This window comes from Sphingomonas sp. SL1004, from assembly GCF_057815015.1.
The window spans coordinates 4,348,712-4,372,661 of the sequence record NZ_JBYMUX010000001.1; the positions used below are offsets into that span (position 1 = coordinate 4,348,712).

General features: G+C 65.5%; 24 protein-coding genes. 16 read left to right on the plus strand and 8 right to left on the minus strand.

Translation table 11 applies throughout. The annotated features are described in order from the left end of the window. The first annotated feature begins 10 nt into the window (after positions 1–10). The 4 genes from AC3D24_RS20035 (at position 11) to folE (ending at position 3,768) form a co-directional block, all read left to right on the plus strand. Positions 11–748 carry an SDR family oxidoreductase gene (locus tag AC3D24_RS20035; RefSeq protein WP_489032825.1) on the plus strand — a complete coding sequence of 246 codons (738 nt, stop codon included), beginning with the start codon at positions 11–13 and terminating at the stop codon, positions 746–748. A 45-nt stretch (positions 749–793) separates the two neighbouring features. After that, complete coding sequence (locus AC3D24_RS20040) at positions 794–2,263, plus strand: aldehyde dehydrogenase family protein (protein WP_489032827.1); 1,470 nt, start codon at positions 794–796, stop codon at positions 2,261–2,263. 31 nt (positions 2,264–2,294) lie between these two features. Further along, a complete protein-coding gene (locus AC3D24_RS20045; protein ID WP_489032829.1) occupies positions 2,295–3,008 on the plus strand; it encodes a TetR/AcrR family transcriptional regulator in 714 nt (237 codons plus the stop codon). A gap of 121 nt (positions 3,009–3,129) precedes the next feature. Beyond that, positions 3,130–3,768: a GTP cyclohydrolase I FolE gene (folE, locus tag AC3D24_RS20050; protein WP_489032831.1), complete on the plus strand. Its 639-nt coding sequence runs from the start codon at positions 3,130–3,132 to the stop codon at positions 3,766–3,768. A gap of 174 nt (positions 3,769–3,942) precedes the next feature. On the opposite strand, the gene AC3D24_RS20055 is transcribed toward folE, so the two are convergent. Genes AC3D24_RS20055 through AC3D24_RS20070 form a run of 4 tightly spaced genes read right to left on the minus strand, consistent with a single transcriptional unit; the run spans position 3,943 to position 8,106 of the window. Continuing rightward, positions 3,943–4,776, minus strand: a complete 834-nt coding sequence (locus AC3D24_RS20055; protein WP_489032832.1) for an enoyl-CoA hydratase/isomerase family protein — start codon at positions 4,774–4,776, stop codon at positions 3,943–3,945. Between the two features lie 10 nt (positions 4,777–4,786). Then, positions 4,787–7,003, minus strand: coding sequence for an acyl-CoA dehydrogenase family protein (locus AC3D24_RS20060; RefSeq protein ID WP_489032833.1), 2,217 nt, complete (start codon positions 7,001–7,003; stop codon positions 4,787–4,789). 15 nt (positions 7,004–7,018) lie between these two features. Continuing rightward, the gene (locus tag AC3D24_RS20065) at positions 7,019–7,852 is read right to left on the minus strand and encodes a coniferyl-alcohol dehydrogenase (protein WP_489032834.1); all 834 of its coding nucleotides are present in this window, start codon (positions 7,850–7,852) and stop codon (positions 7,019–7,021) included. Between the two features lie 23 nt (positions 7,853–7,875). Then, positions 7,876–8,106 (minus strand): ferredoxin, encoded by a 231-nt coding sequence (locus AC3D24_RS20070; RefSeq protein WP_489032835.1) that lies wholly within the window; start codon positions 8,104–8,106, stop codon positions 7,876–7,878. Positions 8,107–8,348: 242 nt separating this feature from the next. Here AC3D24_RS20070 and AC3D24_RS20075 point away from each other — a divergent pair, with 242 nt between their 5' ends. The 4 genes from AC3D24_RS20075 to AC3D24_RS20090 are packed head-to-tail and all read left to right on the plus strand — an operon-like array spanning position 8,349 to position 11,868. Then, on the plus strand, positions 8,349–9,602 hold the full coding sequence (locus AC3D24_RS20075) for a cytochrome P450 (protein ID WP_489032836.1): 1,254 nt from the start codon (positions 8,349–8,351) through the stop codon (positions 9,600–9,602). 1 nt (position 9,603) lies between these two features. Further along, complete coding sequence (locus tag AC3D24_RS20080; RefSeq protein WP_489032837.1) at positions 9,604–10,008, plus strand: Zn-ribbon domain-containing OB-fold protein; 405 nt, start codon at positions 9,604–9,606, stop codon at positions 10,006–10,008. Between the two features lie 41 nt (positions 10,009–10,049). Continuing rightward, positions 10,050–11,177 carry a thiolase family protein gene (locus tag AC3D24_RS20085; protein WP_489033259.1) on the plus strand — a complete coding sequence of 376 codons (1,128 nt, stop codon included), beginning with the start codon at positions 10,050–10,052 and terminating at the stop codon, positions 11,175–11,177. A gap of 4 nt (positions 11,178–11,181) precedes the next feature. Then, positions 11,182–11,868 carry a DUF2889 domain-containing protein gene (locus AC3D24_RS20090; RefSeq protein ID WP_489032838.1) on the plus strand — a complete coding sequence of 229 codons (687 nt, stop codon included), beginning with the start codon at positions 11,182–11,184 and terminating at the stop codon, positions 11,866–11,868. 186 nt (positions 11,869–12,054) lie between these two features. Here AC3D24_RS20090 and AC3D24_RS20095 read toward each other — a convergent pair whose 3' ends face one another. Next, the gene (locus AC3D24_RS20095) at positions 12,055–12,954 is read right to left on the minus strand and encodes a helix-turn-helix domain-containing protein (RefSeq protein WP_489032839.1); all 900 of its coding nucleotides are present in this window, start codon (positions 12,952–12,954) and stop codon (positions 12,055–12,057) included. Positions 12,955–13,325: 371 nt separating this feature from the next. Then, positions 13,326–14,552: a CaiB/BaiF CoA transferase family protein gene (locus tag AC3D24_RS20100; RefSeq protein ID WP_093400229.1), complete on the minus strand. Its 1,227-nt coding sequence runs from the start codon at positions 14,550–14,552 to the stop codon at positions 13,326–13,328. A gap of 232 nt (positions 14,553–14,784) precedes the next feature. On the opposite strand from AC3D24_RS20100, the gene AC3D24_RS20105 reads away from it, so the two are divergent. Then, positions 14,785–15,573, plus strand: coding sequence for an SDR family oxidoreductase (locus AC3D24_RS20105; RefSeq protein WP_489032840.1), 789 nt, complete (start codon positions 14,785–14,787; stop codon positions 15,571–15,573). A 148-nt stretch (positions 15,574–15,721) separates the two neighbouring features. Beyond that, positions 15,722–16,018 (plus strand): hypothetical protein, encoded by a 297-nt coding sequence (locus tag AC3D24_RS20110; RefSeq protein WP_489032841.1) that lies wholly within the window; start codon positions 15,722–15,724, stop codon positions 16,016–16,018. A 263-nt stretch (positions 16,019–16,281) separates the two neighbouring features. Here the strand turns inward: AC3D24_RS20110 and AC3D24_RS20115 are convergent, their stop codons facing one another. Both AC3D24_RS20115 and AC3D24_RS20120 read right to left on the minus strand, forming a co-directional pair. Continuing rightward, positions 16,282–16,752: a MarR family winged helix-turn-helix transcriptional regulator gene (locus AC3D24_RS20115; RefSeq protein WP_489032843.1), complete on the minus strand. Its 471-nt coding sequence runs from the start codon at positions 16,750–16,752 to the stop codon at positions 16,282–16,284. Positions 16,753–16,756: 4 nt separating this feature from the next. After that, positions 16,757–18,028, minus strand: a complete 1,272-nt coding sequence (locus tag AC3D24_RS20120) for an acetyl-CoA C-acetyltransferase (protein ID WP_489032844.1) — start codon at positions 18,026–18,028, stop codon at positions 16,757–16,759. Between the two features lie 184 nt (positions 18,029–18,212). On the opposite strand from AC3D24_RS20120, the gene AC3D24_RS20125 reads away from it, so the two are divergent. The 6 genes from AC3D24_RS20125 (at position 18,213) to AC3D24_RS20150 (ending at position 23,947) form a co-directional block, all read left to right on the plus strand. Beyond that, positions 18,213–19,898 (plus strand): MFS transporter, encoded by a 1,686-nt coding sequence (locus tag AC3D24_RS20125; protein ID WP_489032845.1) that lies wholly within the window; start codon positions 18,213–18,215, stop codon positions 19,896–19,898. A gap of 207 nt (positions 19,899–20,105) precedes the next feature. Beyond that, entirely contained in the window at positions 20,106–21,458 is a 1,353-nt protein-coding gene (locus AC3D24_RS20130; protein ID WP_489032846.1) for a spinster family MFS transporter, read from the plus strand. Between the two features lie 13 nt (positions 21,459–21,471). Continuing rightward, complete coding sequence (locus tag AC3D24_RS20135; RefSeq protein WP_489032847.1) at positions 21,472–21,783, plus strand: DUF1330 domain-containing protein; 312 nt, start codon at positions 21,472–21,474, stop codon at positions 21,781–21,783. A gap of 34 nt (positions 21,784–21,817) precedes the next feature. Beyond that, positions 21,818–22,483 (plus strand): carboxymuconolactone decarboxylase family protein, encoded by a 666-nt coding sequence (locus AC3D24_RS20140; protein ID WP_489032849.1) that lies wholly within the window; start codon positions 21,818–21,820, stop codon positions 22,481–22,483. Between the two features lie 133 nt (positions 22,484–22,616). Next, positions 22,617–22,847: a biotin/lipoyl-containing protein gene (locus tag AC3D24_RS20145; protein WP_093400235.1), complete on the plus strand. Its 231-nt coding sequence runs from the start codon at positions 22,617–22,619 to the stop codon at positions 22,845–22,847. After that, positions 22,844–23,947, plus strand: coding sequence for a Gfo/Idh/MocA family protein (locus tag AC3D24_RS20150; RefSeq protein ID WP_489032852.1), 1,104 nt, complete (start codon positions 22,844–22,846; stop codon positions 23,945–23,947). Before AC3D24_RS20145 ends, AC3D24_RS20150 begins: the two co-directional genes overlap by 4 nt. Positions 23,948–23,950 lie beyond the last annotated feature (3 nt).

The window sequence follows — 23,950 nt, forward strand, 5'->3', positions numbered from 1 at the left end:
GAGCGGAGAGTTGGCAAAGACGATCGTGATCACCGGGGCAGGCGACGGACTAGGGCGCGCGCTGGCCCGGCGTTTCGCTGCCGATGGCGAGACCGTTATTCTTCTCGGACGCACGCTGTCGAAGGTAAAGGCGGTGGCGGACGAGATCGGCGCGCCGCACGTCGCGATACAGTGCGACGTGGCGGACCCGGACGCGGTGCGCAGCGTCTTTGCTACGATCGCTGAAAGCTATCCTAAGATCGACGTGCTGATCAATAACGCCGGCGTGTACGAGCCGTTCACGCTGGCCGATGCGCGCGACGACCAGATCCTCAACCAGATATCGATCAACCTCGCCGGACCCGTGTTCTGTGCGCGCGCCGCCCTGCCGCTGCTGCGCGGCGGCGGGCACATCATCAACGTTACGAGCGAGTCCGTCGCGCTGCAGATGCCGATGCTGTGGATGTATGCCGGCGCCAAGACCGGGCTCGAACTCGTCTCGCACATGTGGGGTCGCGAGCTGGAGGCGGAGGGCGTGCGCGTCACCGTGGTTCGCGCGGGCATGATGATGGACGAGACCAAGACCGGCAGCGGCTGGCCGATGGAGGTCGCGGTGAAGTTCGCGCAGGAGAACGCCAAGATCGGCATCAACCTGCGCGAACGGCCGATCTCGCATTACAATTCAGTCACCGACGCGTTTCGCGCGGTGCTCGACATGCCCGCCGATCTCCATGTCGGCCTCGTCACACTCAGCGGCAGCCGGCGCTGATTCCCCGACGCTGATTCCCTTGGTCCCGTTAGAAAGACTTTCGCCATGACGACCCTTCCCGACGCCAAGCTGTTCATCGATGGCAAACTCCGCGATGCCGAGGGTGGCAAGACCTTCGACGTGATCAGCCCGTGGACCGGCGAACCCGTCGGCAAGGCGGCAGACGCATCGGCGGCGGATGTCGAGGCGGCGATCGCGGCGGCGCGGCGTGCGTTCGACGACACCGACTGGGCTACGAACGTCGATCTGCGTCTCCAGCTGGTCACCAAGCTGCGCGATCTGTTCGCGGCGAACAAGGAACGCCTGTCGGACCTGGCGCGGCACGAAGCGGGCGCGGCATGGGGCGCGGTCGGGCGCGCGCATGTCGACATGGCGATGGAGGGCTGGGACGATTACATCGCCGCTTTCCCGAAGGTGACGTGGGAGCGCGATTACGGTGGCCGTACCTCGTACGGCTTCGAGACGTTGCGGAAAGCGGTGTATGAGCCGATCGGCGTGGTCGCCGCGATCACGCCGTGGAACGTGCCGCTTTACGTCAACGTCGGCAAGGTGGTCGCTGCGCTGCTCGCGGGCTGCACCGTGATCCTCAAGCCCGCCCCCGACACGCCGGGCATGGGCGCGATCTTCGGTGAACTGGCGATCGAAGCGGGCTTTCCCAAGGGGGTGCTCAACGTCGTGTTCGGCAGTGATCCGGCGCTGGCGGGCGAGATGCTGGTCAAGGACAAGCGCGTCGACCTGATCTCGTTCACCGGCTCCACCGGCGTCGGCAAACGGATCATGCAGCAGGGCGCGGACACGCTGAAGCGCGTGTTTCTCGAACTCGGCGGCAAATCGGCGAAGATCGTGCTCGACGACGCGCCGAACTTCGCGATGGACGTCGCGCAGACCATGCTGGTGTTCCATGCAGGGCAGGGCTGCGCGGTCCAGTCGCGACTGCTCGTACCGAAGAGCCGCTATGAGGAGGCCAAGGGGATCCTCAAGCATGCGTATTCGAGTTTCGGCGATAACTGGGGGGTGTTCGACGAGCCCAAGCACATCATGGGACCGGTCGTGTCGAAGCGGCAGATGGAGCGGGTGATGTCGTATATCGAACTCGGCCAGCGGGAAGGCGCGACGATGATCGCAGGCGGCAAGATGCGCCCCGACAAGGGCGGTGGCTATTTCATCGAGCCGACCTGTTTCGTCGACGTCACCAACGACATGCGGATCGCGCAGGAGGAGATCTTCGGACCCGTGCTGGTGGTGATCCCGTTCGAGGACGACGAGGATGCGATCCGGATCGCCAACGACAGCGATTACGGGCTGGGCGGCGGCGTGTCGTCGGGCGATCTCGACCGGGCGATGAAGATCGCCAAGCGCGTCCGCACCGGCACGATGAGCGTGAATGGCGGGATGAGCATCGCCGGCGATATACCGTTTGGCGGCTACAAGGCGTCTGGTATGGGCCGCGAATGGGGTCTCGAGGGAATCGAGGAGTTTCTAGAGACCAAGTTGATCGCATGGCGCGCGGCATGATCGGGCGCCGAGGCTAGGACGGGATGCGGGCGTGGATGTTGTTCAACCGACGGAGACGGTAAGGCCACGCGGTCCGGCGGCGGCGAAGGTGGTCAGCCATAACCTTAACGGGCAACGGCTTGGCCGCAAGGGGCGCGACACGCGCGACCGGATTATAGCCGCAACCAACGAACTGCTGGCGGGATCGCTCGATGCGCCGATCTCGCTTAGCGCGGTGGCGCGGCAGGCATCGCTCGGGATGACGTCGCTATATGTATATTTCACCGACCTGACCGAGTTGCTGCTCGCGGTACTGGAGCCGCTTTCCGCCGATGCCGAAGCAAGCTATCTGCGGCATCTGCGCGAACGCTGGCCGGACGAAAACCTGAACGCGCATTGCCTGGAGTTCGTCACTGCGCTGCATGGGTTCTGGCATCGCAACTCGATGATCCTGCATCTGCGCAACAGCATGGCCGACCAGCGCGACGAACGGATGATGGTCCACCGTGTCCACGCCGCGCAGCCGGTGATCGGATTGCTGATCTCGCAGATGGATCAGGACCCCGGCGTTCCCGGCACCCCGGCGGCCGGCATGGCGACGGTGCTGTACACGGGGATCGAACGCGTCGTGACGATCGCCACCGATCGGATCCTGCCGACGGTGCTGCCGGGCGCGTTCTCGCCGAACGTACGCAATTTCCTGCGTGCGGAATCGCGATTGCTGGAACTTGGGATTCGAGAGTTTCGGGCTGAGGCGAAGAATTGAGATTTTGCAAAGGCACCGTTCGATCCTTGCAGTCCGCATACCGCGCACGTGTTGAGCGAAATGGTACGTTTGCAGCGTAGAGATACGGTGTAATTTTGATATACTGACACAAGGTATTGCTATGCGGGTCGAATGCGATGGGGACGATAGCAGCACTGCTATAACCAACGAACGAGGGTCAGACGGCAAGCCGATCGTGCCGGAAGACGTCGCGTCGGCGATCCGTACGCTAATCCGCTGGACAGGCGACGATCCGACCCGCGAGGGGCTGCTCGATACGCCGCGGCGCGTCGCACGCGCGTGGAAGGAATATTGCGCGGGCTATGGCGACGATCCGGCAAAACATCTCGACCGCGTGTTTGAGGAGGTCGGCGGCTATGACGAGATCGTGCTGCTGAAGGACATTCCGTTCCAGTCACATTGCGAGCACCACATGGCGCCGATCATCGGCAAGGCACACATCGCCTACCTGCCGCGCGACTATGTCGTCGGCATCTCGAAGCTCGCGCGCGTGCTGCATGGGTTCGCGCGCCGATTGCAGGTGCAGGAGCGACTGACCGCAGAAGTGGCGGATTGCATTTGGGACAACCTCAAGCCGCAGGGCGTCGCGGTGGTGATCGAGGCGAGCCATGCTTGCATGACCGCGCGCGGAGTCCGCACGCCGGGCGTGACGATGGTGACGAGCCGGATGATGGGCGTGTTCCGCGACGACGAACGCAGCCGCAAGGAAGTGCTCGCGCTGATGGGACGTGCTGTCTAAGGCGCCTGCCGCCGGAACTGGTTGTGGGCACGCGCCCAGGTTGCCACGGTGGTGTGGTTCCGGGGCATCGCGCGCAGCGTATTTTTTGCAGGCGGAAGCCATTCAGGGGTTACCGGGAGCCATTCAGGGGCTACGCCCTCCACGAAGAGAAACTCGTTCTGCCGATCCGATCGGCTACTTCTTCGACCCAAGCTTCGAAATATACCGCTCGATCCCCTCCAGATACGCCGGATTGAGCATCAGCGCGCTGTTCGCCATCCGCTCGACGTGCCGGCCCATCTCGGGCCCGAGTTCGCTCGCCATCTCAATCGCGATCTTCGCCGCGCCCATCTGTTCGCCGCTCGACTTGGTCAGATGCCGGCAGAACGCCAGCGCCGCATCCGCGAAGCCGTCGTCGGGCAAAACGTCGTGGACCAGTCCCATGATCAGCGCACGATCCGCGTCGGCCTTCTGGTTGCCCATGATCAGCCACCGCGCCCAATGCGCACCGCAGATCCGCGTCAGCCGGCTTACCCCGTTGGATGCGGGGAGCACCCCGAACAGTCCTTCGGGGAACGCGAACGACGCGGATTTCGCGGCCAGCCGGAAATCGCAGGACAAAGCGAGTTCGAGCCCGCCACCGACGCAATCGGCGTGAATGGCGCAGACGATCGGCTTCTCGACATGCTCCATCTCGTCGTAGATCCGGTGCATGCCGTGCAGCCCGAGCCGGTGGTTTTCGCGGATCTCAGACGCCGTCGTCGGCCGCGGTCGCGACGATCCGCCGCGCAGATCCGCACCCGCGCTGAAGAACCGGCCGTTCGCGCGGACCAGCATGACCTTCAGCGCGGGCGTGTCGCGGAAACGGTGCAGCGCGGTCTCGAACAGCGCCATCGTTTCGCCCGACAGCGCGTTCAGCTTGTCGGGGCGGTTGAGCGTCGCGATGAGGACACCGTCCTGCTCCTCGGTCAGCAGATGCGGCGTAGGATCGGGGGCAGGAGCCGGGGCAGGATCGGGGGCATCGGTCATACGGCGATCCTCAAGCGCGGGTGCGCGGCAGGCCGAGGCCGCGTTCGGCGATCATCGAGCGGTGGACTTCGCTGGTGCCGCCATAGATCGTCGAGCCCTGCGCGTGGCGATAGAACATGTTGATCTCGGCCGCCGCCCCCTTGCGCTTCGACAGCGACAGCGGTGCGGTCAGATCGAGCAGGTCGCGCGCGTCGGTAAGGAATTTCTCCGACGAGAACATCTTCGCCATCGGCCCGTAGGCGAGGTTGGTCTTCTTCTCGGCGATCACCCAAGTCGCACGGAACGTGAGCAGTTCGGACACCCACAGGTTCGCGACGGTGCGCGCCAGTCGCGTCTGCGCCGCCGGATCGTCGATCAGTGGCTTGCCGTGCCTGGTGACCTCGCGACACAGTTGCTCGCCCGCGTGGAGCATCGCGCGCTGATACTTCGCGAACCCGCCGCCATGTTCCAATTCCAGGCTGGCGCTCATCGTCTTCACGCCGCCATCGACGTCGCCAAGCCGCCAGCTATCGGGAATCTTGACGTTGTCGTAGAAGGTGATGTTGGTCCGCTCGTCCTGGAAGGTATGGACCGGCTGGACCGTGACGCCTTCCGTCTGTTCGCCGTTGGTCTTGAGCGGCACGACGAACATCGTCAGCCCCTTGTGCTTGGCGACTTCGGTATTGGTGCGTGCGAGCATCAGGACATAGCTGGCGAGGTTGGCACCGCTGGTGAACATCTTGGTGCCGTCGATTCGCCAGCCGTTTCCATCCGGGGTGGCGCGGCATTGCGCGGCGAACACGTCGGACCCTGCGCCCGGCTCCGAATACCCCAGGCTGCAGATCACCTCGCCCGACATGATCTTCGGCAGGACGTCCTGCTTGAGGTCGTCCGAGCCAAACCGGTGGATGATCAGCGCGACCATCTGCGATACGCCCGCCGCGGGATTGTTATACCCCTCGAGCTCGAACGCATCCATCGCTGCGATCTTCGCATAGGGCGACAGGCCGCGCCCGCCGACGTCCTTCGGCAACCCGAGATACAGCAGGTTTTCGGCGGCGAGCTTGCGGTTGAGTTCCGGGTTGTAGCCTTCCCAGCTGTAGTGAAACTTGTCGCGCATTTCCGGCGTGACATTGGCGGCGAAGAAAGTGTGGATCTCCTGCGCGATCGCGTTGGCGTTGTCGCCGAGATCGAAGTCGATCGGGCTCTCGCCGGCGTCGGGCAGCGCGGTCGTCTCGCCCGCGTAAAGGCGCCGACCGGCCTCGTCGAGCAGCCGCTGCGGGTCGCCAAGTACGAGCGGCCAGGCCTTGGCACGCAGGTTGAACAGGAAGATGTCGTATTCGGTGGTCAGGCCGTAGCCACCGAAGGTGTGCAGCGCCTGCGCGGTGGCGCGCGCGGCGGCTTCGGCGTTCCACCACGCCGCCACGGAGATCGCGGCCCCGGCGGTCGGCGTGCCGTTGGCGATGTCGCGGATCGCCTTCCAGACGAGGAACTTGCCGCCGTCCACCTCGCAGATCAGGTCGGCGAGCGGGTGCGAGATCGCCTGAAACTGGCCGATGAACTGACCAAACTGTTTCCGCTCGCTCGCATACGCCGCGGCTAGCTTGAGCGCCTCGCGCCCGAGCCCCGCAAGTGCCGCGGAAACGAGCAGTTTCCACTCCTCGATCGCGGCGGCGAACGTCGCCAGTGCGGCATCGCCCGAGGCGAGGACGACCTGTGGCTGCGCTGCGAGATCGAGCTCGGCGAGCGGCGTGTCGGCGAGGTTCTCCTCCGCGACCCGCGCGCCATCCGCCACGGTGACGAGCACCACGTCGCTGCCGTTTCGTGCGATCAGGCCTTCCGCGATCAGGCCGCCGGCAATCCACTGGCGCGGCTGATCGGCGATATCGTGGAAGGCGATCGTGACGACGCTCTCACCGGTCATCGCACGCTCGAGCAAGTCGGCGTCGCCGCCGAACAATGCCAGCAAGCGCGCGGCGATCAGCGCCTCGGCGAGCGGTCCCGACGCCAGCGTTCGGCCGGCCTCTTCCATCAACACGGCCGCGTCGATCAGGCCGAGCCCTAGACCGCCCGACGCTTCGGGCACGCGGATCGACAGCGCGCCCTGCTCGGCCAGTCCCTTCCACAGCGCGGCATCGAAACCCGACGGCGCGGCAGCGCGCACCCGCGCGGTGGAACTGTTCTCGTCGAGGAAACGCGCGAACATGTCGCGCATCATCTCCTGGTCGTCGGTCAGGTCGAAATTCATCGCGCGGTCCTATTGTTATGCGGCAGCGGGAGCCGCCCGGCGCATCATCTTGCTGAGATCGACTTGACCCGTCGCGACGCCGCCCATGAACCCGCCATCCACCGGGAAGACCACGCCGTTGACGATGCCGGCGAGCGCACTGTTGAGCAGGACGAGTCCCCCGGCCTGTTCCTCTGGCGTCGAATAGCGCCCCATCGGCTCGGCGGCGGCATCGACCACGTCCTTGCCCGACGTTTCGTGGAAGGCCGCCATCATCGGCGTCTGCGTGGGGCTGGGCAGGGTGCAGTTGATCCGGATGCCCTGCTTGATCAGGTGCGCGCCCATATATTGCGTCCAGACGATCACGTTCTCCTTGGAGAAGCTGTAGCCCTCCTTGATCGTGTCCTCCTGATGCGCCTCGGCCCATTCGACCGCCGCCGCGAAGCCCTTGGTGGTGACGAACTCCATATTGGTCGGGATGCGACGGCTCCAGCCGAGTCCGCCGGTCGAGGCGATGCTGGCGATCGCGCCGCCCGGGCCCATCAACGGCAGGACCTGTTCGGTCAGGTGGCGCAGGCCGATGAAGTTGACCTTCATCACATCCATCGCCGGGAAGGATTGCGGCAATCCCGCGCAGTTGAACAGCGCATCGACCTTGCCGCCAATCGCGGCCACGCCCGCCTCGATCGAACCGGGATCGCGCAGGTCGACGTTGTTGAAGCTCGCGAGCGGCAGCGTGGATGGCTTGTAGTCGAGGCCGTGGACCTCGGCCCCCAGCGACAGCAACAGCTTGGCAGTCGCCTCGCCCATGCCGGAGAAGCAGCCGGTGACGATGACGCGTTTGCCGTTATAGCCGAGAATATCGCTCATAGGTGCTCCACAATATTGGGGTGTCAGGCGCGCTTTGTGGGCGGCCAAGAGATCGTGCCGTCGTCTTCCTCGACGAAGATGATGCGTTCCGGACAGGCGCGTGCCCCGTTCTTGGCGGCCTTTTCCTGGCCTGCGGGCACGTCGAACGCCTCGATCGCGATGTAGCCGTCGTCGTCGAGCGGGAAGAGTGCCTCGGCGACCGCCGCACACCGCGCATTGCCGACACAGCCCGATTTATCGATCCGGACTTTCATCCCGTCTCTCCTTAACTTCAGGGCGATCTAGCACGAACAGGGGTCGCGCGATCAACCACGCCGGTGCCTCATCGCCGCCGCGATGCAGCAGCGAAAGCGGTCGTGGCAGCTGGATCGCTGCGGCGATGCCGAGCGGTTCGGCATTGCCTTTGCCGAGGGTGCGCGCGACACAGGCTCCGGTACGACACGCGCGCTCGCCGGAGCCGCGCCGCCCGCAGATGCGACGTTACCGGAGGCCCAAGATGGCACAGTCTCAGCTCAGTTCGACCGTCCCCAAACCGGATCACGTGCCCGATGCACTGGTCTATGATTTCGATATCCACGGTGATCCGGAATTGCTGGTCAATCCGCATGGTCGGCTGCTCGATATGGCCCGCAATGCCCCGCCGGTGTTTTGGACACCGCGCAACGGCGGTGGCTGGGTGATCCTTAGCCACGCCGCGAACTATGCCGCCTCGCGCGATACCGAGGCGTTCTCCAGCGAGTTCGTACCAAAGGCGCAGATGGATGCCATGCTCGCGTCGCTGCCGCCGGGCGCGCCGCATATTCCATTGCCGGTACCAATCACGCTCGATCCGCCCGAGCACACCAAATACCGCCAGCCGCTCCAGAAGGTCTTCTCGCCCAAGACCATCAATTCGCTGCGGACCAGCATCAAGGACCTGGCGGCAGAACTGATCGACGCGGTCAAGGCTGACGGTGCCTGCGAGTTCATGTCCGCGATCGCGGAGCCGTTGCCGGTGCAGGTGTTCCTGAAGATGCTCGGGCTGCCGCTAGAACGGCAGGAGGAATATCGCGCGATCGTGAAGGAACACATGGCGGCGATCGACACCGATCGCGCCGGGTCGATGCGGCGCCTGCAGCGGATTGCCGCGGCGATGCGCGATACCGTGCTCGACCGTAAGGACAATCCGCGCGACGACATCCTGTCGATGCTGTGGCAGATCGAGATCGACGGCAAGCCGACCACGCTTGCCGACATGGAGAATTACGGCGTCCTGCTGTTCATCGCCGGGCTCGACACGGTGATGAACGGGATGGGGCTGGCGATGCGTGGCCTGGCGCTCGACCCGGCGCTCCAGAACCAGCTGCGCGCCGAACCCAAGCTGATCGCGGAGGCCTCGGAGGAGATGCTGCGGCGCTTTACCTTCACCGTGCCGATGCGGATCATCAAGAAGCAGGTCGAACTGGCCGGTGCGACGATGATGCCGGGCGAGATCGTCAAGCTGCTGCTGCCCGCCGCGGATCTCGATGCGAACGAGTATCCGGATCCCGCGACCTATGATCTCAAGCGCGAGAACAACGTCCATATCGCGTTCGGCGTCGGCCCACATCGCTGCCTCGGCTCGCACCTCGCGCGTGTCGAATTGCAGGTGCTGTACGAGGAGATGCTCGCGCGGTTGCCGGAATTCCGGCTTGATCCGGCGCGTCCGCCGGTGTTCCACGGCGGGCATGTGATGGGGATCGAGGAGATGCATCTGGTGTGGGACGCCTGACTTGGTCTGGCAGCGCTCCCGCGTCCGGCTCGACAAGGATAACCGCGCGTTCTGGACCGGTGGGGCGGACGGCAAGCTGAATATCGCGCGGTGCGGCGATTGCGGCGGCTTCATCCACCCACCGCGCGAGATCTGCCGGCATTGCCTGTCGGAAAACGTCGCGCCGTTCGCGGTGTCAGGCACCGGCGTGGTCGACAGCTATACCGTCAACCACCAGGCGTGGGCGAAGGACATGGAGGTGCCGTTCGTGATCGCCCGCGTGAAGCTCGACGATGCGCCGGGCGTGTACCTGACAACCAACATTATCGGCTGCCCGGTCGATGCGGTGGGGATCGACGACCGGGTGCGCGTGACGTTCGAGGAACAGGACGGTATCTGGTATCCACTGTTCGAGAAGATCGCGTGAAGGGTGCCGGCAAAGGTGAGGCGTACATTACCGGGCTCGGCATGTCCGAGGTCGGCGTTCGCCTGACCCGGTCGCCGCTCGGGCTGACGCTAGATGCGGTGCGCGAGGCGGTTGCCGATGCCGGGCTGACGCTCGACCAGATCGACGGCGTCGCGACCTATCCCGGCAAGATGCCGGCGTATCTCGGCTTCTCGCCGATCGGCGCCGACGACGTGATCGAGGCGTTCGCGCTCACGACGCGCTGGCACATCGGTGCGATGGAGATGACCGCGCAGCTCGGCGCGATCGCCGAGGCGGCGGCTGCGGTGAAGGCGGGACTGGCGCGGCACGTGATCTGCTTTCGTACCGTCTACGAGGCGGCGGCGATGGCGCGGCCCGACGAGTTCCCGCCAATGGAGCGTCGCAAGGACGTCACCGGCAATTCGCAATGGGTGTCGCCGTTCGGGGCGTTCTCGGCCGCCAACTGGACCGCGCAGTTCGCGATGCGGCACATGAAACGCTATGGCCTGACGCGCGAACAGCTCGCGCAGGTGGCGCTCAACGATCACGCCAACGCCGCGCTCAATCCGCGGGCGCTGGTCAAGACGCCGCTGACGATGGATACCTACATGGCGGCGCGGATGATCTCGACGCCGTTCTGCCTGTACGATTGCGACCGGTTCACCGATTGCTCGACGGTGGTGATCGTGTCGGCGGGCGATGCGCTCGACGAGGTGAAGACGACCCCGATCCGCATCGCCGCGTCCGCGGGGTCGGTCGAGCGCTACAGCTGGGACCAGGCTGAATGGGCGAGCGCCTATCCGACCGGCCGCGATTTGTGGAAGGCCACCGATTACACCGTGAAGGACGTCGATACCGTCCAGCTCTACGACGGGTTCGCGTTTCAGCCGATCACTTGGCTGGAGGGGCTCGGCTTTTGCGAGGTCGGCGAGGGCGGGCGCTTCATCGAGGGCGGCACGCGGATCGCGCGCGGTGGCGAGCTGCCGATGAATACGGGCGGCGGGCAGCTCGGCTGGGGACGTCTGCACGGCTTCGGTTTCGCGTATGAGGCGGTCGTGCAGTTGCGCGGCGAGGGCGGTGCGCGACAGATCGGCGGCGATCCCCGCGTCGCGATCGCGACGTCGGGCGGCGGGCCGATGGCGGCGGCCCTGTTGCTGGCGAAGGAGTGAAACTGTGACGCCCGCGTTCCACCGGCATGTCCTCATCACGCCGGGCGAGAGCGCGGTGAGCGTATGGGTCGAGGACGATTATCACCATATGGGCGTCACGCTGCACCATGACGGTGCGACCGTCGTGCGGGTTGAGGCGGACATGCTGCGCGCGCCGTGGTCGACCTGTCCGGGGGCGGTCGCGCAACTCGAAGCGACGTTCGCGGGTGTCGCGCTGGAAGCGGTAGCGACGCGGGGTGAGAAGACGATCAACTGCACCCATCTGCACGACATGGCGGTGATCGCCGCAGCTCATGCGCACGACGCCGCGCCGACCCGGTATGCGATCGCCGTCAGCGATGCGGTCGATGGCATCCGGGTGGCCGAGATCGCGCGCGATGGGGTGCACGTGCTGCGCCTCGTCGAGCAGTCGGGCTTGATCGTCGAACCCGCCGCGGCATCCAAGGGGACGCTGTTCCAGCTCGGCGGCTGGATCGCTTCGCTGGAACCAGCCGAACGGGAGGCGGCCAGATTGCTGCGTTGGGCAGCGATCATAGCGCATGGTCGCGCGATCCCGATGGATCGGCAATCGGATGCGACGCGAATGCCGGCGACCTGCTTCACGTTTCAGGAAGGACGCAAGCAGCGGGCGTCGCGTGTGGGGCGGATCGTGGATTTCTCTGCGGGCGATACGCTGCCCTTGACCGGATAGGCCTTCGCGGGTTCACCCTTGATGTTCCCCCGCGGACGCGGGGGTCCAGCTGAGTTTCAAACGCAGCTCTTTGGGTTTAGCTGGGCCCCCGCGTCCGCGGGGGAACATGCCGGTTGGCGATCTCAAGATAAGCGGCAAGGGCCCGACATCGCTGCCGGGCCGCTCCTCGTCTTTCCTCGCGACCGCTCAGCTATACGCGCGCTCGCCGGGCATCGTGGACCGGTGCGCCATCATCGACACCGGCAGGCGCTCGGGCAAGCGGCTCGTTGCGGCGCAGGGAAGACCGGTCTCGAACAACGGCTGGACCACCGTGAATGCGGCTTCCTGGTTGTAGAAGCACCGAGTGACCGCATCGTTCAACGTCTCCAGCAACGCCGCCGTGTCGACCTGTTCGCTGGCATCGTAGACGAAGCCGATCGCGAGCGGCTGGTTGGCGGGCTGGTCGGGGAACAGCACGGTGGCGACCTGCGCAGTCGTGTCGAAGCCGATCGGCCCGGCGGTCTGACCGTCGATATGGCACTTCTGGAGCTTGCCCGCCATTTCGGGGAAGGCGAACTTGCGTTCGTCGGAAGCCTCGGCGTTCAGGCGGCGCAGCATGCTTTCGCGGCGTGCGGGTGGGATCGTCGAAAGCAGCAGCTGGCCGGCGGCGGAGTCGCATAGATGCTCCTTCTGCCCGCCGCTGATCGCGAACGAATTGGCGGTGCGAAGCGGCTTCTGCCCCTCGCGCCACGTGTAGATCTGCACCTTGAGGCCGACCATTCCGAACACGCCGACACCGAGCCCGGTCTGCGCGTTGAGGCGATCGATCAGACCGGTAAGACGGCCATCCCGAACGACGGAGGGTTGTGCCGCACAGCCGAGCATCGCGGCGCGCGGGGTGGGGGAATAGGAGCGAGACTGCGGGTCCTTGTAGAGCAAACCCACCTCGACGAGGCTCGACAGGAGTTCGGACGTGCTGGACTGCGGGCGGTCGAAGCGACGGACGATATCCATCACCGTCGCCTGCGGATGCGTCTCGTCGAAAAACTCGAGGACTTCAATCACGCGCTTGGCGATCTTTGCCTTGTTCGATGCATTCGCAACCATGTCCGCTCTCCTATCGTTTTTTTATAATAGACAGGGTTGTTCAATACGCCGGACATATTGTCAACAAAACCGAGAGGGCTTCATTTATTTGTGCGGCACAAAAAATTTGTCACCGAAATGGGTGTATCGCAGAGGTGATCGGGCCGGAATGGCGGCGCAAAACCGAGGATGGTAGCGCCAACAGTGGGATATTGTGCGGTGCGGTAAAATCGCGGTTTGGGGACAGGATTATTTTTTTACCATAGGACGAAATGTGTCCGCGGAACGCCGACATGCCGGACCACCCGGTCGGCAAACCGGACGTTCTCGCAGTAGACGAGCTGAAAAGGCCGTGGGCCGACGAGGCAGGTCGCGCGACTCGGATTACCGAATTAGGCGATCGCGCCCTTGGCCTTCAGGTCCTCGATCCGGTCCCAGTCGACGCCTAGTTCCATCAGCACCAACTCTGTATGCTCCGATGCCTGGGGTGAGCGGGTGGTCTTGAGCGGCTTGCCGTCGAACTGCACAGGGCCGCGGACGAGGCGCAACGGCGCACCGCCATCGCCGCCCTCGACTTCGACGATCATATCGTTGGCGAGCGCCTGCTCGTCGGTGAGCAGATCCTCGAAACTTTGCACCGGTGCCCACTGGCCCTTCATGGTCTTCAGGTGCTGGCGCCAATAGGCGAAGGGCTGTGCGGCGAACGCCTTGACCAGGATGTCGCTCGCGGCGCCGGCATTCTCGATGAGCAATTTCACGTCGGCAAAGCGCGGGTCGTTCGCTGCTTCCGGAACGCCGACATGCGCGAACGTGTCGGCGATCAGGCCGGTCGGGCTGACCATGCACAGGTTGATCGTGCCGCCGTCCGACGTGCGGAAATTGCCCATGAACGGATTGCGCGTCGAGCCGCCCGAGACAGGCATGCCGTTGCGCGTGACGATGCCCGTCTCCATCACCTGCGAGACCAGCGCGCCCGACGCCCACCACGCGGCGCTGAGCAGGGACACGTCGAGTTCGGCACCTTCGCCGGTCTTTTCACGATTATAGAGTGCGGCGGCGATACCGCCTGCGATGAACATGCCGCCGATCGAGTCGCCGAATGCGGCGATACCCTGCGTCAGCGGCCCGTCGAGTTCGGCAGGGGTCATCGAATAGGCGACGCCGCTGCGCGACCAGAAACACGTTCCGTCGAACCCGCCGATCTCGCGCTCGGGACCCTTGTTCCCGAGGGCACTGCCCCGCGCGTAAATGATGTTCGGGTTGACCGCGCGAATATGCTCGATGTCGAACTTGTTCTTCTGGCGGACCTGCGGGAGATAGTTGGTCAGGAACACGTCGCAGGTCTTGGCGAGTTCGTAGAGGATCTCCTGGCCCTCTAGGGTCGAGATATCGATGCCGACGCTGCGCTTGCCACGATTAGGATGCTCGAACAGCGTGTGGCGCTGAGGATCGAGCGTCACGCCGCCCATGTTGAGGAACCCGCGCTGCGTATCGCCGCGCACCGGGTGCTCGATCTTGATGACGTCCGCCCCCCAGTCGGCCAGGATGCCTCCTGCCGCCGGCACGAACGTGAATTGCGCCACTTCCAGCACACGGACGCCCTTCATGACGTGTGTCATATCGTTCCCCTGCGTCGGAATGTGCCGACGTCCTATTGCCCGGAAGCCTATAAGGTGATGCGGCGGCGACAAGGCGCGGGGGCGATGCGCGGTGCTCCTATCGCTGGCACGATACGCCGGTGGTCGCCAACGCCACGGCGATATCCCCGGGCGTCAGTTGATGAAGCCCGAAACGCTGTCGATAGCCGGTGCAATGCCGCGCCGGTGCGCGGCGCCCATTGGGAGAGATGCCGTGAAGATCGACACATCGCTGTCCGCCATCGTTACCGGCGGTGCATCGGGACTGGGGCTCGCCACTGCGCAGGCGTTGATTGCCGCCGGCGTGAACGTCGCGATCTTCGATATCAGCGCCGATGGCGAGCGGATCGCCGACGAGATCGGCGCAAAATTCTTCAAGGTCGACATAACCTCGGAAGACAGCGCGCTCGCCGGGGTCGAGGCGGCACGCGCCGCGAACGGGCAGGAGCGTGTCCTCGTCCACTGCGCGATGGTCGCGAAGGGTGGCAAGACCGTCAGCAAGGACAAGGCAACGGGCGGATACAAGCGGCTTTCGACCGAGGATTACGCGCTGTCGGCTGAGGGCATACTCGTCGCAAGCTACCGGATGGCGTCGATCGCCGCGCTAGGGATGGCGGGGCTCGACCCGCTCAAGGACGGCGAGCGCGGCACGATCGTGCTGACATCGAGCGCGGCGGCGCAGGACGGGCAGGTGGGACAGATCTGTTACGGATCGCTCAAGGCAGGGGTGAACGGCCTGGTGCTGCCGATGGCGCGCGACCTGATGGACCTCGGCATCCGCGTGAACGCGATCATGCCCGGCATCTTCGCGACGCCGCCGATGCTGCGCTTCAGGGAACTGAACCCGCCGATGTGGGACAGTCTGAATGCATCGGTGCCGTTCCCCAAGCGACTCGGCAAGCCCGAGGAGTTCGCCAGCCTGGTGATGGAGCTGGTCCGCAACACCTATTTCAACGCGCAGACGATCCGCCTCGACGGCGCGATCCGGATGCCGCCGCGATAGGAAAGAGATGACGTGAAAGGCTGGCAAACTTTGTGCGCTGCGGCATCGAAAGGCTTGACAACGGCAAACTGCTAACCTAGCTTAGCATTATTGCGGATTAGGATCCGCACCGTCATCAAAGTTTTCGTTTCGCCTGGGAGCAAAAGTCATGAAGAAGTTCGCCCTGATTCTCGCCTTCGCCGCTCTGGCGCCTGCCGTCCCGGCGTTCGCCGATGAGGTCGCAGTGCCCGTCAAGGCTGTGCCTTCGGCCGTGCCCGTCGTCGGCAAGATGCTCTACAGCACTGGCGGCAAGAAGCTGGCCGCGATCTACAAGCTCGATGCCGGCAGCGCGCCGCAGATCCTGCTCGATGGCAAGCTCATCACCGTGCCGAGCGATACGCTCAGCGACGTCGATGGGCACATCGAGACGAGCCTGACCAAGAAGGACCTTATGACGCGCCGCTGATCGAGCGCGACATCGAAAAAGGCATCGCGACGGTTTGTCGCGGTGCCCTTTTTCGTTTGGAGCGGCGAGAAGGCGTAGGGGGCGAGCGTACGACTTTCCGCCGCACGGTTCCGTCGTTTCGTAGTCTACGACACGTGAAGATTGTTTCCCCGCGAAGGCGGGGACTCAGACTGGGCTCCCGCCTTCGCGGGAGAGCAAAGAAGCGGCAGTGACTACGTTAAACGGGGAGGAGGCCAAACCGACGGCAATGGCCGCCCCCAATCCTACCGCATTGCAGCGATATTGACCGCGATCTTGTCCAGATACGTCTCCAGCCGCGCGATATCGTCCGCGTCGAACCCTGCGAAGATCGCTTCCTCGTGGATCATCGCCACGCCGGATATCTTGTCGAGCAGCGTGCTCGCCGCGTCGGTCAGGTGGATGCAATGGGCGCGACGGTCGTCTTCCTTCGGCTGGCGGACGAGCATCCCGTCGCTGCACAGTCGGTCGATCAGCCTTCCGACCGACGCCTCGGACATTTCGAGCGTTTCGGCCACCTCGCGCTGCGTCACGCCGGGGTGCCGCGAGACCACCGCGATCAGCGTCCATTGCGACCGCGTCACGCCGATATCCGCGACGCTCTGATCGAAACGCTTGTGCATCTGCCGCGCGGTCACCGTCATCTTGAGCGACAGCGCGCGGCGGACGTTGATCGGTTCCTTGGCGCGAGCTTTGGGTTTCAGAAGCGTGGCCAAGCGATCAGACTCGTTCGATGATGATCGCTGGTGCCATGCCGCCAGCGGCGCACATCGTGATCAAACCATAGCGTCCGCCGGTCCGTTCGAGTTCGTCGAGTGCCGTGCCGATCAGCACCGCGCCGGTCGCGCCGATCGGGTGGCCAAGCGCTATCGATCCGCCATTTGGGTTCACCTTGGCACGATCGAGCCCCAGGTCGCGGATGAACTTCTCGACGACCACGGCGAATGCCTCGTTGACCTCGAACACGTCGATATCGGCGACAGTCAGCCCGGCCTTCGCCAGGACCTTCCTCGCGGCCGGGACGGGACCGTTGAGCATCAGCGTCGGATCGTCGCCGACATTGGCGGTCGCGACGATCCGCGCGCGCGGCGTCCAGCCTTGCTTGTCGGCATAATCCTTCGAGGCGAGCAGGATCGCCGCCGCGCCGTCGACCACGCCGGACGACGTGCCGACATGATGGACGGGTTCGAACGCGAGACCGGGATAGCGCTGGTTGATCAGTTGCTTGAAGGTCGGGCCGTCCTTGCTGGAGGGCATGTCGTAGAACGCGGCGAACGCCGGCTTGAGCTGGCCGAGGCTCTCCGCCGTCGTGTCCGGCCGCGGGTATTCCTCATGATCGAGCAACACGTTGCCGTCGTCGTCGCTGACCATCACGGTCGACCGGTCGAAACGTCCCTCGGCGATCGCGAGCGCGGCGCGGCGCTGGCTCTCGGCGCCGAATTGCTCCAGGTCTGCGCGGCTGATGCCTTCCATCGCCGCGATCGCATCGGCCGCGACGCCTTGGTTAGTCTGCGGATGCTTTGCCTGCAACCGCGCATTGCCCGTGCCGAGACCACTCGCCGCGTTGACCTTCGCCTCGCGCAGCCTGCCGCCGTATTCGACGACATGGCTCATCATCTCGGTGCCGCCGGCGATGACCAAGTCTTCCATGCCCGCCATAATCTGCGCGGCGGCCAGCGTCGTCGCGGTGATCCCTGAGCCACAGAAACGATCGAGCGTCACCCCGCTGGCACGCGGGTCATAGCCTGCATCGAGCGCGGCCATCCGGCCGATATCGCCGCCCTGCAGACCGACCTGCGCGCTAGTGCCCCAGATGATGTCGTCGACATCTTCGGTCCTGATATGGTTGCGCTCCTTCAGCGCGACGAGCACCGCGGCGGCGAGATGTTGCGGGTGCATGCCTGCATAGGCGCCGCCCTTCTTTCCGTTCGCGGCAGCTTTGCCGACGCCGCGCGGGGTGCGGACGGCGTCGATGATATAGGCATCGGCCATGATCGTCTTCCTCTGTGCGGGACGGTCGCGACAAGCGGCGGCTCCGGCGTTCCGGACCGATATCGCATGGCGAAACACGCGGCGCCAGTCCGTGGCAATCGCGACGGCGATCTGTCGGGCGTCTTTGCTTCCCACCCGCAATCATCGCCGATACCACGGCTTTCCATGACGGAGAGGGCCGCAGATGCACGCTGAGAGCGGGACGGAAACGGCAGGCGAGAACGGACGCGGGCGGGGCGGTGCATTCGAACCGCTGCGCGAGACGGTGTTCCGGCGCATCTGGCTGACCAGCGTGCTTTCCAATTTCGGGCAGCTTATCCTGGGCGTCGGCGCGGCTTGGGAGATGACCCGGCTGACCTCGTCGGCGAGCCTCGTCGCGCTGGTCCAGACTGCGTTGATGCTGCCGCTGATGCTGGTCGCGGTGCCGGCGGGGGCGGTCGCCGACATGTTCGACCGGCGACGCATCGCGATGACCGGACTGGCGTTCTCCGCGGTATGCGGTGCGTTGCTCACGACGCTGGCGTGGGCGGGGCTGACCAGCCCGTGGGTCTTGCTCGCCTTCTGTTCGCTGATCGGCGCCGGGGTCGCGCTGTATAGTCCGTCGTGGCAGGCATCGATCAGCGAGCAGGTGCCGCCCGCGCAGCTGCCCGCCGCGATCGCGCTCGGATCTATCAGCTACAACGTCGCGCGCAGCTTCGGGCCGGCGTTGGGCGGGTTGATCGTGCTCGCGGCGGGGGCCAAGGCGGCGTTCGCGATCAACGCGCTCTGCTATCTGCCGCTGCTGATCGCCTTCTATCTGTGGAACCGGCGGCACGTGCCGTCGCGCCTGCCACCCGAGCGGATCGACCGCGCGATCGTCACCGGCGCGCGCTATGCGCTGCATTCGGGATCGGTCCGCACCGTGCTGGTCCGTGCGTTCATGTTCGGCCTGGCCGGCGCGTCGTCGGCGGCGTTGGCACCGCTCATCGCGAAGACGATGCTCGGTGGCAATGCGAGTACCTACGGCATCCTGCTGGGATCGAGCGGCGTCGGCGCGGTGATGGGTGCGCTCGCCGTCGGCTGGATCAGCGAGCGGATGAGCAACGAGGCCGCAAGCCGGCTTATGGCGCTGATCGGCGGCGTCGCGCTGGTCGTGGTCGGGTTGAGCCGATCGGTCCCGCTGACGTGCGCCGGGCTGTTCGTCGCGGGCGCGGCGAGCATCGTCACGATCGCGATGTTCAACATTTCGGTCCAGCTCGCCGCACCGCGCTGGGTAACGGCGCGCGCGCTGTCGCTGTTCTCGTCCGCGTTGACGGGCGGCATCGCGATCGGATCGGTGTTCTGGGGGATCGTCGCGAACCATTGGGCGGTCGACGTCGCGGTGATGGCATCTGGCATCGCGCTGTGCCTTACGCCGCTGCTCGCCTTCGTGTTTCCGCTGCCGCTGACGGTGCTGTCGGGAGTCGAGTCGGTCGAGATCGTCCATGAGCCCGAAGTCGCGATGGCGTTGACGATGCGGTCGGGTCCGGTCGTGATCGAGGTCGACTACCGCGTCGGGGCCGACCTTGCCCGGCCGTTCTACGATGCGATGCGGAAGGTGCAGCGGTCGCGGCTGCGCAACGGCGGCTTCAACTGGTCGCTGTCGCGCGATATCGGCGATCCCGAACTCTGGACCGAGCGCTATCAGTTCCCGACCTGGAGCGATTACCTCCGTACCCGCGAACGATTCACGCAGGCCGACCTCGAGGCGCAGGCGAGCGCCGATGCGTTCATCACCGAGGATATCCCCAAGCGGGTCCGGCGCCGCCTGGAGCGCCCGTTCGGGTCGGTCCGCTGGCGCGCGGACTCGCCCGATCCGCAACAGGGGACGATCGGCTATCTCGGGCCGTAACGGTCGCACGGCACCGCCTTAGCAGCGGGACGGAACCGCCTTAGCGGCGGGATGGCATCGCCGAAGCGATCGTTGGCGCCGGGTCGTTGCCAGCGCGTGCCAACCGCCCGCAAACACTCGTACACCCACCAGCGACACAGCCGCGATGCAACGCGGCGTGCCGCGGAGCGCCCAGGATCGCGCTCGTGACGAGGCGAGGATTTGCGCATGGCCGACCAGGAATCGTTACCGCCCGAACCGCCGGAAACCGTGCCGGACGCTCTGCCGGGGCTCGCCTACCGGTCCTATTTCCTGCTCATCATGCTGTTGCTGTCGGCATCGGAGATCGGCGAGCGCTACATGCTGGTCGTGATGGTCGAGCCGATCCGCCGCGAGTTCGGCCTGAGCGACTTCGCGATCTCGATGATCAAGGACCTGGCGATCACCGTCGTCTACCTGCTCGTCGTCATACCCGTCGGTCGGCTTACGGACCGCGGATCGAAGCGCAAGATCGTCGCGGTTTCCGCCGTCATCTGGAGCACCGCCGTGCTGTTGTGCGGGACTGCGAAGGGGTTCTGGACCTTGCTCATCGGGCGGGCCGGGATCGGGCTGGGCGAGGGCGCGTTCACGCCGCCGTCGCAGTCGTGGATCGCCGACCTGTTCCCGATCAAGCAACGCGGCACCGCGCTGTCGATCTTCCTGCTGGGTACGTCGCTGGGCACGTTCCTCGGGCCGGCACTGGGCGGGTGGCTGACGCACGAATATGGCTGGCGCGCGGCATTGATGTTCGCGAGCATTCCCGGCTTCATCCTCGCGCCGCTGGTGTGGTTCACGTTGCGCGATCCGCGTCCGGGTCTCGCCGACGGCATCGCCGCGACCAGGAGCGTGGCACTGCCGTTCGGGCAGACGATCCGCGAGCTGCTGGCGATCCGGACGCTGCCGCCGCTGATCCTTGCCGCCGCGCTGAACGCGCTGCTGACACTGGGCCTGGTCAGTTGGGCGCCGGCGTTCATGGAGCGATCGCACGGCGTGCCGGCCAATGTCGCGGGCATGCAGCTCGGGCTCGCGCTGCTGGCGGGCTCGGCGATCGGCCACACGCTGGGCGGGCCGCTCGCCGATTTTCTCGGGCGGCGCGACCTGCGCTGGTATCCCTGGATCATCGCGCTCGGCGGTGCGATATCCGCGTCGATCGGCTGGTTCATCCTGACCGGGCCGAGCAGCTCGGTATTCCCGCTGTTCGGGCTCACGTTGCTAAGTGGCGGGCTGTCCGCATCGCCGCTGATGGCGATGGTGACCGGCCTCGTGCCGTCGCGGTCGCGCGGGACCGCCGTGGCGCTGTTGATGGTCACGATCCAGGTCGTTGGCCTGGGTGGCGGGCCGGTGTTCGTCGGCTGGTTGAGCGACATGCTCCACCCCTATTATGGCGAGGCGTCACTCGGCATGGCGATGCGCTGGGTGTTGCTCGCGGGCGTGCCGAGCACGTTGCTGGCCTATCTCGCGAGCCGCACCTGTCGGCATGATTTCGCAGCGGCGGGCGGCTGGGGCGGCGCGTCGGGCAAGACGCTCGCGTCCGTGCATTGAGGGAGCGACATCGATGCCCGCCTATATGATCTTCATCCGCGAGGACCCGGTCGTCGATGCCGCGGCGTTCGCGGCCTATGGCGCGGCGAACCGGGCCAATGCGGCGGTGTTCGTCGAGCGATACGGGATCAAGCCGCTTGCCGTGTACGGCGCGGCGGAGGCGTTCGAGGGCGAGACTCCGGACGGGATCATCCTGCTGGAGTTCCCGACCGCCGACGCCGCCCGCGCGTGGTACGACAGCCCCGAATATCAGGCTGCGATCCCCGATCGGCACCGTGCGGCGAAGTACCGTGCGATCCTGTTCGAGGGGCTGCCACCGCGGTGAAGCCAGCACGAAGACACGAACGATCGGAGAGACCATGAGCGATACCGAAGCGCCTATCGAGCCCCGCATCCTGCCGCTGCCGCGCGCCGAATGGACCGACGCCGCGCGCGACGTGTTCGCCTTCTGGGGCGAGCCGAACGCGTGGGAGGAGGGCTCAAAGACCAACGTGATGATGGTGATGGGCAACCACCCGGAGCTGGGCAAGGCGTACAACGTCTGGGGCAAGCATCTGCTGATGGCGAACACGCTGTCGACGCGGTACCTCGAGCTCATCATCCTGCGCGTCGCGTGGCGCGTGAAGTCGGCGTACGAATGGCACAACCATGTCGGCTACGGCCTCAACGCAGGCCTGACGCTGGAGGACATCGCGGCGATCCGCGATTTTCCCGAGGGCGGCAACTGGAGCGCGCAGGATGCGGCGGTTTTGCGATCGGTCGGCGAGCTGATCGACGACGGCACGCTGAGCGATGCGACCTGGGCCGAACTGAGCGGCTTTCTCGACCGGCGGCAGATGATGGATCTGGTCTTCTCGATCGGGCATTACGTGATGACGAGCTGGGCGCTGTCGTCGTTCGGTGTCGCGATCGAGGGCGGCGCGGACCGGATCGGCTTCGACCTCAAGACCGCGTCCGGCAAGATTCCCGGCAAGACCTACAAGCCCGGCGAGACCGACGACTGGACGGATACGCGCGGGTATTGACGTGCCCATCGAGCAGCCCCGGATCGTGCCGACGATATCGCGGGGTGGCCGCCGCTTTTCCCAATTGCCGGGCCCGGCCCGCGCGCTACGCAAACGACTTCGCGTTTTACGCCAGACCTTGAGGACCGACATCATGGCCACCGACATCCTGCTTCCCAAGCTCGGCTTTTCGATGACCGAGGCGCAGATCGCCGAATGGCTGGTCGAGGATGGCGCCGAGGTGAAGGAAGGCGATCCGCTCTATTCGCTCGAGGCGGACAAATCGACCAACGAGGTCGAGGCCCCGGCCAGCGGCACGCTGCGGATCATCGCCGAGGTCGGGGAGACCTATGAGGTCGGCACGGTACTCGGCCGGATCGAGTGACGCTCCGCGTCGGGATCATCGGCGCGGCGTGGGGTGCGTTCGCGCATCTCCCTGCATGGCGCGCGATCCCGGGCGTCGAGGTCACCGCGATCTGCACGTCGCGCGAGGAAACCGCGAGGGCCGCTGCCTCGCGGCTCGGCATCGCCCGGCCGTTCTGGGACGCTGCGGCGATGTGCGCCGATCCCGATATCGACATCGTCGATTGCGGCACCCGGCCGTCGCTCCGCAAGGCGATGGTGCTCGCGGCGCTGGCGAGCGGCAAGCACGTCTATAATTCGAGCCCGCACGCACCCGACTGGGCCGGCGCCAAGGCGATCGATGCCGCGTGGCGTGCAAGCGGCAGCGTCGGCGTGGTCGATGCGTTCGCACAGTGGATCCCCGCGCACCGGCAGATGAAGGCGATGGTCGATGCGGGCTATGTCGGCCGACCGCTCGGCGGGACGTGCCATTTCAACATCTCGCTGTTCAACCGCCCTTCGCGCCAGTTCCCGTACAACTGGTTCGCCGAAGCCGGGCAGGGCGTCAGCGCCGTCCGCAACAACGGCAGCCACGCGTTGTACATGTTGCTCCATCTGTTGGGTCCGATCGCGGAACTCGTCGCCGACGACAGCCAGGTGCTGCGCGAATGGGCGTTCGAGGATGGTAGCCGCATCGTTCCCGAGACGACCGACTTCGCCAACGTCATCCTCCGGTTCGCGAGCGGTCTGACGATGCAGATGCAGATCAGCTGGAGCATGCCGCTGCACGATGGCTGGTCGATCGACGTGTTCGGCGATGGGGGCCGCTTGGTCGCGGCATCGCCGACTTTCCCGACGTCTCGTGATTGCACGCTGCAGGGTGGACAGATCGGCGGGGCCGTCGCGCCGATCGACATCCCCGATGCGTTCAAATCCGTACCCGGCATCGCACTCGACTGGCAGAGCGATCCGCAGCCGAGTTTCCCGATGGCCCTGTCGATGCAACACATGATCGCTGCGATCCAGGGCGGCGAAAGCCCATCACCCGATTTCGCTCGTGCCCTGGAGATCGAGCGCATCCAGGAGGCGATCCGCGTATCGAGCGCCGAACGCCGCTGGATCGCCGTCGCCGACATCGCCTGACAG

What these genes read in the sequence shown, in the direction of transcription:
- AC3D24_RS20040 (WP_489032827.1), top strand. Translation starts at nt 794, where the DNA reads ATGACGACCCTTCCCGACGCCAAGCTGTTCATCGATGGCAAACTCCGC.
- folE (WP_489032831.1), top strand. Translation starts at nt 3,130, where the DNA reads ATGCGGGTCGAATGCGATGGGGACGATAGCAGCACTGCTATAACCAAC.
- AC3D24_RS20055 (WP_489032832.1), bottom strand. Translation starts at nt 4,776, where the DNA reads ATGACCGATGCCCCCGATCCTGCCCCGGCTCCTGCCCCCGATCCTACG.
- AC3D24_RS20060 (WP_489032833.1), bottom strand. Translation starts at nt 7,003, where the DNA reads ATGAATTTCGACCTGACCGACGACCAGGAGATGATGCGCGACATGTTC.
- AC3D24_RS20065 (WP_489032834.1), bottom strand. Translation starts at nt 7,852, where the DNA reads ATGAGCGATATTCTCGGCTATAACGGCAAACGCGTCATCGTCACCGGC.
- AC3D24_RS20070 (WP_489032835.1), bottom strand. Translation starts at nt 8,106, where the DNA reads ATGAAAGTCCGGATCGATAAATCGGGCTGTGTCGGCAATGCGCGGTGT.
- AC3D24_RS20075 (WP_489032836.1), top strand. Translation starts at nt 8,349, where the DNA reads ATGGCACAGTCTCAGCTCAGTTCGACCGTCCCCAAACCGGATCACGTG.
- AC3D24_RS20085 (WP_489033259.1), top strand. Translation starts at nt 10,050, where the DNA reads ATGTCCGAGGTCGGCGTTCGCCTGACCCGGTCGCCGCTCGGGCTGACG.
- AC3D24_RS20095 (WP_489032839.1), bottom strand. Translation starts at nt 12,954, where the DNA reads ATGGTTGCGAATGCATCGAACAAGGCAAAGATCGCCAAGCGCGTGATT.
- AC3D24_RS20100 (WP_093400229.1), bottom strand. Translation starts at nt 14,552, where the DNA reads ATGACACACGTCATGAAGGGCGTCCGTGTGCTGGAAGTGGCGCAATTC.
- AC3D24_RS20110 (WP_489032841.1), top strand. Translation starts at nt 15,722, where the DNA reads ATGAAGAAGTTCGCCCTGATTCTCGCCTTCGCCGCTCTGGCGCCTGCC.
- AC3D24_RS20120 (WP_489032844.1), bottom strand. Translation starts at nt 18,028, where the DNA reads ATGGCCGATGCCTATATCATCGACGCCGTCCGCACCCCGCGCGGCGTC.
- AC3D24_RS20125 (WP_489032845.1), top strand. Translation starts at nt 18,213, where the DNA reads ATGCACGCTGAGAGCGGGACGGAAACGGCAGGCGAGAACGGACGCGGG.
- AC3D24_RS20130 (WP_489032846.1), top strand. Translation starts at nt 20,106, where the DNA reads ATGGCCGACCAGGAATCGTTACCGCCCGAACCGCCGGAAACCGTGCCG.
- AC3D24_RS20135 (WP_489032847.1), top strand. Translation starts at nt 21,472, where the DNA reads ATGCCCGCCTATATGATCTTCATCCGCGAGGACCCGGTCGTCGATGCC.
- AC3D24_RS20140 (WP_489032849.1), top strand. Translation starts at nt 21,818, where the DNA reads ATGAGCGATACCGAAGCGCCTATCGAGCCCCGCATCCTGCCGCTGCCG.
- AC3D24_RS20145 (WP_093400235.1), top strand. Translation starts at nt 22,617, where the DNA reads ATGGCCACCGACATCCTGCTTCCCAAGCTCGGCTTTTCGATGACCGAG.